The 13164-nt window shown below is 71.9% G+C and carries 14 protein-coding genes; 7 read left to right on the top strand and 7 right to left on the bottom strand.

The features are described from left to right. Positions 1-47: 47 nt before the first annotated feature. From ABZ444_RS48260 to ABZ444_RS48245, 4 genes are all read right to left on the bottom strand, one after another. Entirely contained in the window at positions 48-1271 is a 1224-nt protein-coding gene (locus ABZ444_RS48260; protein WP_358011327.1) for a CU044_5270 family protein, read from the bottom strand. After that, positions 1264-1854, bottom strand: a complete 591-nt coding sequence (locus ABZ444_RS48255) for an RNA polymerase sigma factor (protein ID WP_358011325.1) — start codon at positions 1852-1854, stop codon at positions 1264-1266. The genes ABZ444_RS48260 and ABZ444_RS48255 overlap by 8 nt, the downstream gene beginning before the upstream one ends. A 73-nt stretch (positions 1855-1927) precedes the next feature. Beyond that, a complete protein-coding gene (locus tag ABZ444_RS48250; protein WP_358011322.1) occupies positions 1928-2644 on the bottom strand; it encodes a class I SAM-dependent methyltransferase in 717 nt (238 codons plus the stop codon). 9 nt (positions 2645-2653) lie between these two features. Next, positions 2654-4183 (bottom strand): alkaline phosphatase D family protein, encoded by a 1530-nt coding sequence (locus ABZ444_RS48245; RefSeq protein WP_358011320.1) that lies wholly within the window; start codon positions 4181-4183, stop codon positions 2654-2656. A gap of 240 nt (positions 4184-4423) precedes the next feature. On the opposite strand from ABZ444_RS48245, the gene ABZ444_RS48240 reads away from it, so the two are divergent. The 3 genes from ABZ444_RS48240 (at position 4424) to ABZ444_RS48230 (ending at position 6479) form a co-directional block, all read left to right on the top strand. After that, complete coding sequence (locus ABZ444_RS48240; RefSeq protein WP_358011318.1) at positions 4424-5701, top strand: Glu/Leu/Phe/Val dehydrogenase; 1278 nt, start codon at positions 4424-4426, stop codon at positions 5699-5701. 72 nt (positions 5702-5773) lie between these two features. Then, a complete protein-coding gene (locus tag ABZ444_RS48235) occupies positions 5774-5968 on the top strand; it encodes a hypothetical protein (protein ID WP_358011315.1) in 195 nt (64 codons plus the stop codon). Between the two features lie 28 nt (positions 5969-5996). Then, positions 5997-6479 carry a cupin domain-containing protein gene (locus ABZ444_RS48230; RefSeq protein ID WP_358011313.1) on the top strand — a complete coding sequence of 161 codons (483 nt, stop codon included), beginning with the start codon at positions 5997-5999 and terminating at the stop codon, positions 6477-6479. On the opposite strand, the gene ABZ444_RS48225 is transcribed toward ABZ444_RS48230, so the two are convergent. Continuing rightward, on the bottom strand, positions 6448-6933 hold the full coding sequence (locus ABZ444_RS48225) for a MarR family transcriptional regulator (protein ID WP_358011311.1): 486 nt from the start codon (positions 6931-6933) through the stop codon (positions 6448-6450). The genes ABZ444_RS48230 and ABZ444_RS48225 overlap by 32 nt on opposite strands. Before the next feature lie 51 nt (positions 6934-6984). Here ABZ444_RS48225 and ABZ444_RS48220 point away from each other — a divergent pair, with 51 nt between their 5' ends. The 4 genes from ABZ444_RS48220 to ABZ444_RS48205 all read left to right on the top strand — a co-directional run bounded on the left by ABZ444_RS48220 (position 6985) and on the right by ABZ444_RS48205 (position 11386). After that, the gene (locus ABZ444_RS48220) at positions 6985-8064 is read left to right on the top strand and encodes a substrate-binding domain-containing protein (RefSeq protein ID WP_358011309.1); all 1080 of its coding nucleotides are present in this window, start codon (positions 6985-6987) and stop codon (positions 8062-8064) included. 57 nt (positions 8065-8121) lie between these two features. Next, positions 8122-9489, top strand: coding sequence for an APC family permease (locus ABZ444_RS48215; RefSeq protein ID WP_358011307.1), 1368 nt, complete (start codon positions 8122-8124; stop codon positions 9487-9489). Then, on the top strand, positions 9486-10490 hold the full coding sequence (locus ABZ444_RS48210) for an acetamidase/formamidase family protein (protein ID WP_358011305.1): 1005 nt from the start codon (positions 9486-9488) through the stop codon (positions 10488-10490). Before ABZ444_RS48215 ends, ABZ444_RS48210 begins: the two co-directional genes overlap by 4 nt. Positions 10491-10561: 71 nt before the next feature. After that, positions 10562-11386, top strand: a complete 825-nt coding sequence (locus tag ABZ444_RS48205; RefSeq protein ID WP_358011303.1) for a hypothetical protein — start codon at positions 10562-10564, stop codon at positions 11384-11386. Here ABZ444_RS48205 and ABZ444_RS48200 read toward each other — a convergent pair. Next, on the bottom strand, positions 11370-12254 hold the full coding sequence (locus ABZ444_RS48200) for a Gfo/Idh/MocA family oxidoreductase (protein WP_358011301.1): 885 nt from the start codon (positions 12252-12254) through the stop codon (positions 11370-11372). The genes ABZ444_RS48205 and ABZ444_RS48200 overlap by 17 nt on opposite strands. Further along, positions 12251-13162: an NAD-dependent epimerase/dehydratase family protein gene (locus tag ABZ444_RS48195; protein WP_358011298.1), complete on the bottom strand. Its 912-nt coding sequence runs from the start codon at positions 13160-13162 to the stop codon at positions 12251-12253. Before ABZ444_RS48195 ends, ABZ444_RS48200 begins: the two co-directional genes overlap by 4 nt. Between the last annotated feature and the right edge of the window lie 2 nt (positions 13163-13164).

Here is a 13164-nt window from a genome sequence, read left to right as displayed (position 1 = left end):
CTCCCCCCTGGGGGCGCGCCGGTGTGGCCGGCGCGCCCGTCCGTGCGTCAGGAACCGGCGGGGGCGGTCGGCGCGACCGTGACGGTGCGCGTGGGTTGCGGCTCGTCGGTCGGCGCGACCGTGACGGTGCGCGTCGGCTGCGGCCCCTTGGACGGCTCCGAGGGCGCGCCGGCCGTCGGTTCCGGGGTGAACGTGATCGTCGCCTCGGCCTCCGGCAGCTCCTGCGTCGTCGAGCCGGACTCCGACGGGATGGGCGTGGGGGCCAGGGTCTCCGCCGTGCAACTCGCGTCGGAGGCGGCGCCGGGAGCCTCCGGCAGGGCGTCCACCACGGAGACGTCGAGCTGCGCCGTCAGCGCCAGGACGCTGTCCTTGGGCGCGCCCGCCTTGGCGTCGACCGCGACCTGCCGCTCGCCCAGGAACGTGTGCCCGGCCGGGTCGAAGATCAGCTCCTCGCGCACGCCCCAGTCGGCGACCCGGCCCAGCGCCACGCCCAGGCGTCCCGAGGAGTCGGCGACGCCCTCGGCCGCCTCGACGCCGGGGATCGCCTTCACCGCCTCGAACAGGGCGTCCCGCTGCGCCTTGGGCAGGTAGTTCTCCCTGACGAGGTCGCCGGCGCGGGTGAAGGCGACGGCGTCGGGGTCGACGTCCTTGCCACCCTTGGGGGACGACTGGTACAGGCGGTCGCGCATGCCCGTGGCGTCGGCCGGGAGCGTGCTCAGGTAGGCGTAGTCGTCGCGGTAGGGGCCGCGCCGGTCGGGGCAGGAGGCCAGACGGTTCCACTCGCTGCCCTGCCGGTTCGCGGCGTCGGCGGGCAGCGGCTCGCCCGGCCAGGGGCGCGGCTCGCGGCCTTCGATCTGCAGCAGGCCGTCCTTGCTGCCGTCCACGGACTTCCAGATCCTGCGGTGCTGGCGGTAGAGGTAGCGGCTCTGCCCGCCGGAGCTGTCGATCGAGTGCGAGCCGTACATGGTGTCGGACTCGATCAGGATGAACTGGTCCGGCCGGGGGTTCAGCTCGCCGGCCGCGAGCATCACGGAGGTGGCCGGGCGGGCGTCCGTCCCGCCCTGGCCGGACAGCGCCACCGCCACGCCGCCGACCAGGACCACCGTGACGCCGAAGGCCGCGGCCGCCTGCCAGCCCAGCCTCGGCAGCCGCAGGCGCCGCCCGCCGCGCGCCTCGGCCAGCAGCCGTTCCCTGGCCCGCGCGCGGGCCTGCGGCTCGTACGGCGGCGCCGAGGGCCTGCCGTCGGCGAACGTCCGGATCTCGTCATCCATGCTGGGGCTCCTCTGCGAAGGGATCGATGCCGCCGAGCGCCCTGCGTACCTTGACGCGGAGCCGGTGCAGCCTGGACCGGACGGTGCCGACGGGCACCCCGAGGGCGCGCGCGGCGTCCTCGTAGGTCAGGTCGGCCCACGCCACGAGCAGCAGCAGATCGCGCTCGCTCGCGCTGAGCCCGGTCAGCGCCCTGGCCAGGCGGGGCTGCAGCTGCTCGGCGGTGACCCGGTCGGCGCTGCGCTCGTCGAACGTGCCCGGACGCTCCGCGCCCACCCTGGCCATGGCCGCGGTGCGCCGCCGTTCGGCCCTGCGGTGCTGGGACACGACCTTGGTGGCGATGCCGTACAGCCAGGGACGGGCGTCGGGCAGGGTGCGGTCGTAGCGGCCGCGGCCGCGGAAGGCGACGAGGAACACCTCCCCCGTCACGTCGTCGGCCAGCTCGGCGCCCAGGCGGCGGGCGGCGTACCTGTGGATCTCGTCGGCGTGCCGATCGAACAGCGCGGCGAAACGCTCAGGATCGCTCAGCGAATGCCCGATCAGGGTCGAGTCATCCAGCGTTGCGGTTGTGTCCTCGACACTCACCACATCCGGTCCTCTCTCATGCGGTCACCCTGTTGTTGGCCGCACCCGGAAGCCCGGTTCCACCTTTTTCGGGCTATGCCGCCTTTCGCCAGGCGGACAGGCCGTCGGGGGCCTCGTCCCTGGTGAACCCGGCCGCCGTCAGCTCCGCGGCGAGCCGGTCGCCGCCGGGCCGGTGGGCCTCGCTGGTCACCTCGTCCTCGCCGATCACCACGCCGCGCTGCCTGACCCGGTAGAGGAAGCGGGAGCGCACGGTCTCGCCGCGGACGTCGAGCACCTGGCCCCAGACCTCGTAGGCGTGCCGCCCGACCTGGTAGGACCCCATGAGCTCCAGCTCGCCCGGCGTGGGCGCGGGCCGCTCACGCCAGTTGAACAGCAGCAGCCCGCCCGGTTCGAGCTGCCTGGCCAGCACCCGCCACAGCTCCTCCCGCCGCCCGGCCGGGAACGCCTGCAGCACCGAGATCATCACGACGGCCTCGACCGGCTCGTCGACGTCGACGTCGAGCGCCCCGCAGGCCAGCACGGTGACCCGGCGCCGGGCCTCCTCGCTGGCGGCCAGCCGCGACAGCAGCACCGACCGCATGGCGAGCGCCGGCTCGACCGCGAACACCTCGCCCGGCGTCTCACGCACGATCAGCTCGGTGATCAGGCCGGTGCCCGCGCCGATCTCCATGACGCCGCGCCGCACCCCCTTCAGCAGGGGCGGCAGCGACTCGCGGATCTCGGGGACGTGCCCGTCCTCGTGCCACAGGTCGTAGAACGGCACGGCCCTGGAGTACTGGTCGTCATCCATGGGTCATTTCTACGCCAGCCGGGCCGAGTCGATCGGTCTGACCCCGTCGCCCACCGACTCGTACCAGGTGATCGTGTCCGGGAAGGTCAGCGTGGCCAGCGCGTTCTGGAACAGCGGGCCCTTGGTGACCCGCCAGCGGAACGGCGGCCGCGGGATGCCGGCCAGCCGCGCCAGCAGGCTGCCCACCAGCGTCGCCAGCCCGAACTGGGTGAGCACGTTCGCCCAGCGCAGCAGCCTGCTGAGCGGGTTGCGGATCGGCGAGCAGACGACCTGGTAGATCTGCCCGGCCGAGGCCTTGGCCAGGTAGGAGTAGTGGACGTCGCCGGACAGGATCACCGCCGGCTTGCCGAGCCGGACCAGCAGCCGGCCCAGGTCCTCGAACGAGCGGCGGAAGGCCGCCCAGTGCTCCAGGTCGACGGCCTGGCGGAGTTGCTCCGACCACCGCTGCACCGTACGGCCCCACTTGCCGTCGCACAGCGCCTCGTTCCAGTTCTGGACGCCGTGCACGCCCTCGGGCAGCAGGAACGGGATCGAGGAGCCGATGACCAGCCGCTCGGCCGGGGCGGCGGCCTGCTCCTGGAGCCAGGCCCACTCCTCGGGGTCGAGCATGCGCCGGTCGCCGGGGGTGAGCTGCCTGGCGCACCGGGTGTCGATCATGATGAGCCGGGTGTGCCCGAGGTCGCGGGTGTAGCTCCAGCGGTTGCTGCTCGGCTCGGCGTCGGCCTTGGCGGCGAAGGCGTCGAGGGCCGGGCCGCCGTCGCCGCCGCCCTCGGTGAGCTCGCGCACCAGCGGGTCGGCCGCGCGCTCGGCCGGGGTCAGGTTGCCGAGGTGCTGGTAGACGAAGTAGGCCCCGAGCCCGGCGACCACGCGGCGCGGCCACCAGCTCGTCAGGGCCATCTTCTCCCGCCAGGGCTGGGAGGTGTTCCAGTCGTCGCGCAGGTCGTGGTCGTCGAAGATCATGGCGGTGGGCACGGTGGACAGCAGCCAGCGGATCTCGGGGTCGGTCCATGCCTGGCGGTAGAGCTCGGCGTACTCCTCGTAGTCGGCGATCTCGCCCTGTGGCTCGGTGGTCCTGCGCGCGCTGATGTAGTCGAGCATCTGGGGCGAGGGGCTGTCGGCGTAGACCTGGTCGCCGAGGAGCAGCAGCAGGTCGGGCCACTCCTCCTCGTCGGCGCGCATGAGGCTCACGCCGTAGGCGCGCAGCACGTCGTCGCCATGGGTGCGTACGTGGGCCGAGTCGTGCGGCACGCTCGTGCGGCACGACCCGAACGCCAGCCTGCGGGGCCCTTCGGCGGGCAGCAGCCGCACCCGGCTGGCCGGGCGACCCGCCAGAGGCCAGACCTGGTCCCCGTCGAGGCTGACGGAATACGAGGCGATATCCTGGGACAGCTCAACGAGATCCACGATCGCGTAGTGGTGACCGTGCACGGTGAAGGTGGGCGACCGATAAGCCCCGCCTGCCGTCTCGACGGTGACCGTGCAGGGCTCGCTGGTCTCCACCCAGATCGAGGCACTGACCGAGTCGACGTGACGCAACATCGGCCCAACCACGAGTACGGGCATCCAACCCTCCGGTTTTCGACGATTCGGCACACTCTCGCTCGACAGCCTGCCAGAGTGGCACGTTCCCAGCACATTGATCAACGGCTTGGATATCCCTTCATAACCTAGGCAAGGTCAAACTGCCCGGCCTAGGATGATCGAGACAACACGCCCAAGAGGGAAGGCAACGGCGCCTTCTCCCACAAAATGGGCGCGCATACAGGAGGAAACTCGACCATGAGCATCATGGTGCCGTCAAAGACGCCGGCGCTGATCACACCTGGTCAACAGGCGCTCGACTCCGCTCTTCACCAACTCCACCAGGCCGCCGCCCACCTCGGGCTCGACGACGGCCTCCGCACGATGCTGGCCACGCCCCGCCGCTCGCTGACCGTCTCGGTCCCGGTGCGCCGCGAGGACGGACGCATGGACGTCGTCCAGGGCTACCGCGTCCAGCACAACGTCTCGCGCGGCCCCGCCAAGGGCGGCATCCGCTTTCATCCCAGCACCGACATCCACGAGGTCACCGCCCTGGCGATGTGGATGACGTGGAAGTGCGCACTGGTCGGCATCCCGTACGGCGGCGCCAAGGGCGGCGTGGCCGTGGACCCGGGCGCGCTGACCACCATCGAGCTCGAACGGCTCACCCGCCGCTACGTCAACGAGATCCTGCCGCTGATCGGCCCGGAGAAGGACATCCCGGCCCCCGACGTCGGCACCGACGAGCAGACCATGGCCTGGATCATGGACACCTACAGCGTCAACGCCGGCTACTCGGTGCCCGGCGTGGTCACCGGCAAGCCGATGACGCTCGGCGGCTCGCTCGGCCGCACCGGCTCGACCTCGCGCGGCGTGCAGATCGCGGCCCTGGCCGCGCTCGGGCGCTCGCCGGAGGGCGTCACGGTCGCCGTGCAGGGCTTCGGCAAGGTCGGCGCGCTGGCCGCGCAGTACCTGTCCGACGAGGGCTGCAAGGTGGTCGCCGTCTCCGACGTCACCGGCGCGGTCCACGCGCCCGGCGGCCTCGACGTCGCCCACGTGCGCGCCTGGGTGGCCGAGACCGGCGGCGTGGCCGGCTACCCGCACGCCGACGCGATGCCCCACGACGACCTGTTCGAGCTGGACGTGGACGTGCTCGTCCCGGCCGCGCTCGAAGGCGTGATCACCGAGGCGAACGCGCCCCGCGTGCGCGCCCGGCTGATCGTGGAGGGCGCCAACGGTCCCACCACGCCGGAGGCCGACGAGATCCTGGCCGCGAACGGCACCACCGTCGTGCCGGACATCCTGGCCAACGCGGGCGGGGTGATCGTGTCCTACCTGGAGTGGGTGCAGAACATGCAGGCCTTCTCCTGGAGCTCCCGCGAGGTCGAGGTGAAGCTGCGCGACCTGATGGAGGGCGCCTTCGCCGAGGTCAAGTCGATGTCCGCCGAGCGCGGGCTGACGCTGCGGGAGGCGGCACACGTGATCGGCGTGGGCCGGGTCGCCGAGGCCCACAGCATGCGGGGCCTCTACCCCTGACCTACTTTGGTCGCACGTGACCCGCCCAAGGTCGGATGCCGGGGCGGGTCCCGTTCTGCGACTGTCGGGGTCATGAGGGGTTTCATCGGGGTCATGGCCATCATCCAGGGGCTCGGCGGGTTCGCCGGGCGCGTCTGGTTCGACACGGAGTGGGGGTTCGTGGGGCGGTTCGTGGAGCTGCCGCTGGCGGCCTACCTGGGGCTGGCGGTCGCGGGGCTGGCGTTGCTGCTGTGGTCCGGCCACGACAGGAAGAACCGCGAGAGCTGATCGCGGGCGGGTCGGGCAGGATGGCCTCATGACCTATCCGGAACCACGCTATTCGGGCGACACCGGCGAACTGTCCGCCACGTACCGCCCCTACGAGCACGCCCCCGAGCTGACGTACCCGAGCGGCAACACCGCCCACTACCTGGCCACCGGAGCCACCACCAACGGCCAGTTCGGGCTCTACCGCTGGGTGATGGGGCCCGAGCCGTCCGGCCCGAGCCCCCACTTCCACAAGTCGATCTCCGAGTCGTTCTACATCCTCGACGGATCGGTGCGGATCTACGACGGCCGCCGCTGGATCGACACGCGCCCCGGTGACTGGGTCCATGTGCCCGAGGGCGGCGTGCACGCCTTCCGCAACGAGTCGGGCGAGCCCGCGACCATGCTGCTGCACTTCGCCCCCGGCGCCCCGCGCGAGGGCTATTTCGAGGGGCTGCTCGACCTGGCCGGCAAGAGCGAGGAGGAGAAGGCCGAGTTCTTCATCCGCCACGACACGTACTGGCTGGACTGACGGGGCCCGGCGCCTCCGCCGAGGCCCGGTCGAGGGCCGCGGCCAGGTCCTCCAGCTCGCGCATCAGCCGCTCGGTGCGCTCCTGGCCGAACGCGGCGGCGATGGCCCGGTGATGCTCGGCCACCGCGCCGTCCACGCGGGCCAGCAGGTCGCGCCCCCGGTCGGCCAGGAACACCGCCACCCGCCGCCGGTCGCCCGCCGACGCGCCCCGGTGGACCAGCGCCCGGTCGATCAGCCGGTCGACCGCCTTGGTGAGCGTCGGGTGCGGCATGAGCACCGCCTCGGCCAGCTCCCCCATCGAGTGGCCGCGTCCGTCGGCCAGCGCGCGCAGGATGCGCCACTGCTCGACGGTGACGTCCTCGCCGGCCAGGGTCGCCGCCAGGCCGCGCGTGACGTCGCGTTCGGCGCGGCTGAGCACGTACGCGAGTGAGGACCCCAGCCCGGATTTAGCCATGAGAGATCAGGTCCTTTCACCGGAGAGCTAGTTCGGAGGATACTCGTCGGCGTGGCGGCGATCGTCGATCCTTTCGAGGCCCGGCTCATCCCCTCGGACGCGGTCCGGATCGGCCTGGTCGTGCCCGTGTCGGGGGTGCTCGGGCTGGTGGGGCCGTGCGCGATCAACTGCGCGGTGCTGGCCGCCGAGGAGGTCGACGCCCGGGGCGGCGTGCTCGGCAGGCAGGTCGAGCTGGTGCTGGTCGACGGCGGGCGGCCGGGGCGCGAGGTGGCGGCCGAGGTGGCCGGGCTGGTCGCGTCCGGCACGGTCGAGGCGGTGGTCGGCACGCATGCGAGCGACGTGCGGATCGACGTGGTCGCGGCCATCGCCGGGCGGGTCCCGTTCGTGTACGCGCCGCCGTACGAGGGCGGGGGGCACGCGCCGGGCGTCTACTTCCTCGGCGAGACCCCCGGCAGGCAGCTCGAACCGGGCATCGAATGGCTGGTCTGCGCCCACCGGGCACGCCGCTGGTACCTGCTGGGCAACGACTACGTCTGGCCGCGCCTGGTGCACGCGGGCGCCCGGCGCCGGCTGCGCGCGCGCGGCGCGACCGTCGTCGGCGAGACGTTCGTCCGGTACGGCGAGGCGGCCTCCTGGCTCGGCCGGATCGCCGACGCCCGCCCCGACGCGATCCTGCTCACGCTGATCGGCAGCGACCTGGTCGCCTTCAACCGGGCCTACGCGGCCGCCGGCCTCGGCGCGGCCCGGCTGTGCGGGGCGCTGGAGGAGCACGGCCTGCTCGGCATCGGCGGCGACGGCACCGGCGAGCTCTACGCGTCGATGGGCTACTTCCGCGACCTGCCGACCGAGGCCAGCCTGCACTTCGCCGAGCGGTACGCCAAACGCTTCGGCCCGCACGCCCCCATGCTCAACGCCCACGGCCAGGGCTGCTACGAGGCCGTCGCGATGCTCGCCGCCCTGTCCGCACGGGCGGGCAGCCTGGCCGTGCCCGCCCTCGACGCGGTCGCCGACGGCACCACGATCGTCAGCGCGCGCGGCCCGCTCACGCTGCTGAACCGGCAGGTGCGGCGCACGGTGCACCTCGGCAGGGCGGACGGCCTGGATTTCTTGCTTGAGAAACCTTTTCACTAGAAAGCTTTGGCTCTAAGGTGCGAATCGCCCCCCAATCTCAACAAGGAGCCGCGCACTATGAGCACCGTTGAGCAGTTCGGCTACCGCCAAGAGCTCAAACGCTCTCTGGGCTTCGCCGACCTGATGATCTATGGCCTGATCTTTATGGTGCCGATCGCACCGTTCGGCATCTTCGGCGGCGTGTTCCAGTCGTCCGGCGGCATGGTCGCGCTGGCCTACATCATCGGCCTGGTCGCCATGGCGTTCACGGCGCTGTCGTACTCGCAGATGGCCCAGGCGTTCCCCATGGCCGGCTCCGTCTACACCTACGCCGGGCGCGGCATCTCGGCGCCGGTCGGGTTCATCGCCGGATGGGCGATCCTGCTCGACTACATCCTGGTGCCGTCGCTGCTCTACCTCATCGCCAGCCTGGCCATGAACTCGTTCGTGCCGGGGATCCCGGTGTGGGGCTGGCTGATCATCTTCGTGCTGCTCAACACCGCCGTCAACTACATGGGCATCCAGATGACCGCGCGCATCACGCGGGTGATGCTGGTCGCCGAGCTGGCCGTGCTGGCGATCTTCCTGGTGGTCGGCGGCATCGCCCTGGCGCAGGGCAAGGCCCAGGCGGGCGCGTTCACACCGATCTTCGAGTCCTCCACGTTCAGCTGGACGCTGGTGTTCGGCGCGGCGGCCACGGCGGTGCTGTCCTTCCTCGGCTTCGACGGCATCTCCACGCTGGCCGAGGAGAACAAGGAGGACGGCAGGCGGCTGGGCCGTTCGATGGTGGCCGCGCTCGGGCTGGCCGCGGTGCTGTTCGTGGCGCAGACCTGGGTCGCGGCGCTGCTCATGCCGGACCGCGCGCAGCTGATCGCCAAGGGCGACAAGAACGGTGACGCCTTCTACCGCATGGCGGAGTTCGCCGGCGGCCACTGGCTGAGCGTGCTGACCGCGGTCGCCACCGCGATCGCGTGGGGCTTCGCCAACTCGCTGGTCGCCCAGGCGGCCACCTCGCGGCTGCTGTTCGCGATGGCCCGCGACCGCATGCTCCCCTCGTTCCTGGCCAAGGTGCACCCCAAGCACCAGGTGCCGGTCAACGCCACGCTGGCGGTCGCCGTGCTGTCCCTGGGCATCGGCCTCTACATGAACAGCCGGGACGACGGCATCGCGCTGCTCAGCCAGCTCGTGAACTTCGGCGCGATGACCGCCTTCCTGATCCTGCACGTGGCCGTCGTCGTCCACTTCCGGTTCCGCATGCGCAGCCGGAACGTGTGGGCCCATCTGATCGCACCGGCGATAGGCTTCCTCGTCCTGGCCGCCGTGGTGTACAACACCAAGCTGGTGACCCAGACGGTCGGCCTGGTCTGGTTGGGGATCGGGCTCGCCGTCCTCGTCATCACCTACCGCATCGGCCGCAGGCCCGTTCTCCCCTCGGAGGTCAAGTGAACGTCGTCTCCTACCACCCCACGCCGGAGGAGCTCAGCTACACCTTCGGCGGCCGTGCCGCCCTGGGCAGGGTGCGGCCCGGGACGGTGATGGAGCTGTACACCGAGGACTGCTTCGGCGGCCGGGTGCGGACCGTGGCGGACCTGCCGTCGCAGGTCTGCGAGTTCCCGTACCTGAACCCGGTGACCGGTCCCTTCCACGTGGAGGGGGCCGAGCCGGGCGACACGCTGGCGCTGCACTTCGTCAAGATCACCCCGGCCCGCGACTGGGCGGTCTCCACCACGTTCCCGCATTTCGGCGCGCTGACCGGCACCCACACCACGGCGACCCTCCAGCCGCCGCTGGAGGAGCGGGTCTGGCGCTACGACATCGACGTGGACAAGGGCGTGGCCGTCTACCACGCGCGCAACAGCGACTTCAGCGTGGCGCTGCCGCTCGACCCGATGCACGGCACGGTGGGCGTGGCCCCGGGCGCGAACGAGGCCCGCATGACCATCACCCCCGACGCGCACGGCGGCAACATGGACACCCCCGAGCTGCGCGCCGGCGTCACCGTCTACCTGGGCGTCAACGTCGAGGGCGGGCTGTTCTCGATCGGCGACGGCCACGGCCTGCAGGGGCACGGCGAGGTCTGCGGCACGGCGGTCGAGGCGGCCATGAACACCGTGGTCGCGGTCGAGCTGATCAAGGGCGTGGCCACGCCGTGGCCCCGGCTGGAGGACGACCTGCACCTGATGTCCACCGGCTCGGCCAGGCCCCTGGAGGACGCCTACCGCATCAGCCAGCACGACCTGGTGACCTGGACGTCGGAGCTGACCGGGCTCGACACGCTGGACGCGTACCAGCTCGTCAGCCAGGCCGGCCAGGCGCCGGTCGGGAACGTGTGCGACACCAACTACACCATGGTCGCCAAGCTGCCCAAGACCTACCTGGGCGCCCCCTCGGTGTACGAGGACGTCCACGCCCGCCTGCGCGCCCTGGGCGCCCAGTACGACGCATGACAACCCCCCACTTAGGTAAACCTTGGTGTCGCAGGTCAGGGCATTGATCATCTTCCCCGTAGAGTGGGAAAGTGCTCAGGTTGGTACTGTCTCTGGTCCTGCTCGATCCGGCTGGCGTCGCCGATGTCGCGCAGCGCAGCGTCCCCGTCCCCCAGGTGCTGACCCCGGACGGCGACCGCCTGGGCTACGCGCCGGTCCCGCGCCCCTACACGGGGGCGCGGCGGCTGACCGGGGTGCTGCTCGGCCATGATCCCGTCACCCGCACCGACGTGTGGTGCGGCGGCGCGATCATCGGCTCGCGCAGCCGCAGCCTGGTGCTGACGGCCGCGCACTGCCTCTACCACGACGGCCGGCCGCTCAAGCGGCTGGTCTTCATGCCCGGGTTCGACAGGGGCAACCCGCGGCACGGCGTCTGGTCCGCGGTGCGCACGTGGGCGCCGGACCGGTGGCGGGCGAACCCCGACTCCCCCGACGTGCTGCCGTACGACGTCGGCCTGGTCGGGGTCGTCAAGGGCAGGCGCCCGCTGGAGGACGTGGTCGGCCAGGGCCTGCCACCCCTGCGCACGAGCCGCGGCGCCGAGCTGCGCGGGCTCGAACTGCTCGGCTACCCGGCGGGCAAACGCTACCCGGGTACGCAGATGTACCGGTGCCTGGGCGACGCGGTCGAGGGCTCGACGGTGGGCCCCGGGCTGATGGTCACCCGCAACTGCCATGCCGCCGCCGGAGGGAGCGGCGGCCCGGTGCTGTACGGCGACTCGGTGGCGGGCGTGGTCTCCTCCTCCAGCCCGCTGAGCGACACCGACGGCTACACGGTGCTCGCCCGGCTGGGCGGGACGACGTTCGACCGCATGTTCGCCAGGGCCGACGAGTCGATGCGGGTCAGGAAGCCTGACTGACGGCCTCTTCGCAGATGGCATGGGTGATCAGGGCGTCGTCGGCGCTGATCACCCGGCCCTCGCGGACCGCGAGCAGGAACTCCTGGCAGATCTGCTCGATGCCGCGCTGCCGGGCGACCGGCACCCAGTCGGGCCGCCTGGTGAGCGTCTCGCCGCCCTCGTAGTCGAGGACGTCGCCGAGGTTGACCACGCGCCGCTTGATGCCGTCGCCCATGACCTCGCAGGTCTCCTCGGCGGCGCCGCTGACCCGGTTCATCACGCCGATCCCGGTGAACCCGGCGCCCGACAGCTCAAGGACGATGTGTTCGAGCAGGTCGCGGCGGACGCGGGTGCGGATCCTGGTCTCGGTGACCGGGCCGGGGGCGAGGAACCTGAGCGTGTCCACGACGTGGATGAAGTCCTCGAAGATGGCCCGCCGGGGCGCGTCGGGGTAGTTGTCGCGGTTCTTCTCCATCAGCACGAGATGACGGGGAAGGGCCATGAGCCCTGCGTAGCCGGGGGCGTGGCGGCGGTTGAACCCGACCATCAGCGACCTGCCCTCGGACTCGGCCAGGCGCACCAGGCGCTCGGACTCGGCCAGGCTGTAGGCGATCGGCTTGTCGACGTAGACGTGGATCCCGGCGCTGAGCAGCGGCTCGACGATCTCCGGATGCGCCTCGGTCGAGGCGTGCACGAACGCGGCGTCGACCCCCGCCTTGATCACCTCGTCGACGCTGGTGGACCGGTCGGCGACGCGGTAGGCGTCACCGAGCCGGTCGAGCCGCGCGGTGTTGCGGGTGCACAGGTGGAGGTCGAGGGACTGGGCGGCGAGCACGGGCAGGTACGCCTTCTCCGCGATGTCGCCCAGGCCGATCATGGCTATCTTCATCCGTCGAGCGTAGCCTTCAGCGCGGCCTCCATCGGCGTAGGCGCGACGCCGAAGACCTGCTGAAACGCCGAGGAGTCGAGCACGTAGGGCGCGGTGAACTGGTAGCGCACGTGCCGCAGCTCGCCGATCATGGGCGAGAACAGCCCGGCCGTCCGCAGCAGCGGCCACGGCAGCGTGGTCATCGCAGGCTCCGGCAGGTCCAGCAGGGCGGCCATGTGGGCGCCGACCTCGCGGAAGGTCATCGGGTCGTTGGTGGGCACGTGCCAGGGGCGGCCCCAGGCCCGCTCGTCGGCGCCGGCGGTGATCAGGGCGTCGGCCACGTCCGGCAGGTAGGTCCAGCTGTGCGGGACGTCGGCGGGGAAGACCAGCCGGATCGTCCGGCCGGCCCTGAGCGCGGGGATGAAGCGGGTGCCCAGGTGGGACTGGTCGGTGGCGCCGGGGCCGAAGAAGTCCGAGCCGCGCACCTCGGTCACCCTCACGCGCCCTTCGCGGTGGGCGGCCAGCGCGTCGTGCCAGATCTTCGCCCGCACCCGGGCCTTGGGGGTGGTGGAGGCCAGCGGCAGGTCCTCGGTCATCGGGCCGGAGACGGGCCCGTACGGGTAGAGGTTGCCCAGGATGGCGAGCACGGCCCCGCTCGACTCCGCGGCGGCCAGGAACGAGGCGGCCATCGGCGGCCAGTCGGTCAGCCAGCGGTGGTAGGCCGGGTTGACGCAGTTGTAGAGGACGTCGGCCCCCTTGGCCAGCTCGGACAGCCGGGCCTGGTCGGCCACGTCGGCGGCCACCCTGACCGTGCCCTCCGGCCCGCGGCCCGAACGGGTCACGACGACGACCTCGTGCCCCTGCGCGGCGAGCTTGGCGGCCAGGTGTGAACCGACCTGGCCGGACCCCACGACGACGTGCTTACCCATGA

It is taken from the genome of Nonomuraea sp. NPDC005730 (genome assembly GCF_040630865.1).
Lineage (GTDB): Bacteria > Actinomycetota > Actinomycetes > Streptosporangiales > Streptosporangiaceae > Nonomuraea.
The sequence above is the reverse complement of the archived record's forward strand: the minus strand, read 5'-3'. Positions and strand labels throughout refer to the sequence as shown.

Excerpts from the sequence above, each read along its gene's own strand:
- ABZ444_RS48260 (WP_358011327.1), bottom strand. The coding sequence starts at position 1,271 with ATGGATGACGAGATCCGGACGTTCGCCGACGGCAGGCCCTCGGCGCCG.
- ABZ444_RS48250 (WP_358011322.1), bottom strand. The coding sequence starts at position 2,644 with ATGGATGACGACCAGTACTCCAGGGCCGTGCCGTTCTACGACCTGTGG.
- ABZ444_RS48245 (WP_358011320.1), bottom strand. The coding sequence starts at position 4,183 with ATGTTGCGTCACGTCGACTCGGTCAGTGCCTCGATCTGGGTGGAGACC.
- ABZ444_RS48240 (WP_358011318.1), top strand. The coding sequence starts at position 4,424 with ATGAGCATCATGGTGCCGTCAAAGACGCCGGCGCTGATCACACCTGGT.
- ABZ444_RS48235 (WP_358011315.1), top strand. The coding sequence starts at position 5,774 with ATGAGGGGTTTCATCGGGGTCATGGCCATCATCCAGGGGCTCGGCGGG.
- ABZ444_RS48230 (WP_358011313.1), top strand. The coding sequence starts at position 5,997 with ATGACCTATCCGGAACCACGCTATTCGGGCGACACCGGCGAACTGTCC.
- ABZ444_RS48225 (WP_358011311.1), bottom strand. The coding sequence starts at position 6,933 with ATGGCTAAATCCGGGCTGGGGTCCTCACTCGCGTACGTGCTCAGCCGC.
- ABZ444_RS48215 (WP_358011307.1), top strand. The coding sequence starts at position 8,122 with ATGAGCACCGTTGAGCAGTTCGGCTACCGCCAAGAGCTCAAACGCTCT.
- ABZ444_RS48200 (WP_358011301.1), bottom strand. The coding sequence starts at position 12,254 with ATGAAGATAGCCATGATCGGCCTGGGCGACATCGCGGAGAAGGCGTAC.
- ABZ444_RS48195 (WP_358011298.1), bottom strand. The coding sequence starts at position 13,162 with ATGGGTAAGCACGTCGTCGTGGGGTCCGGCCAGGTCGGTTCACACCTG.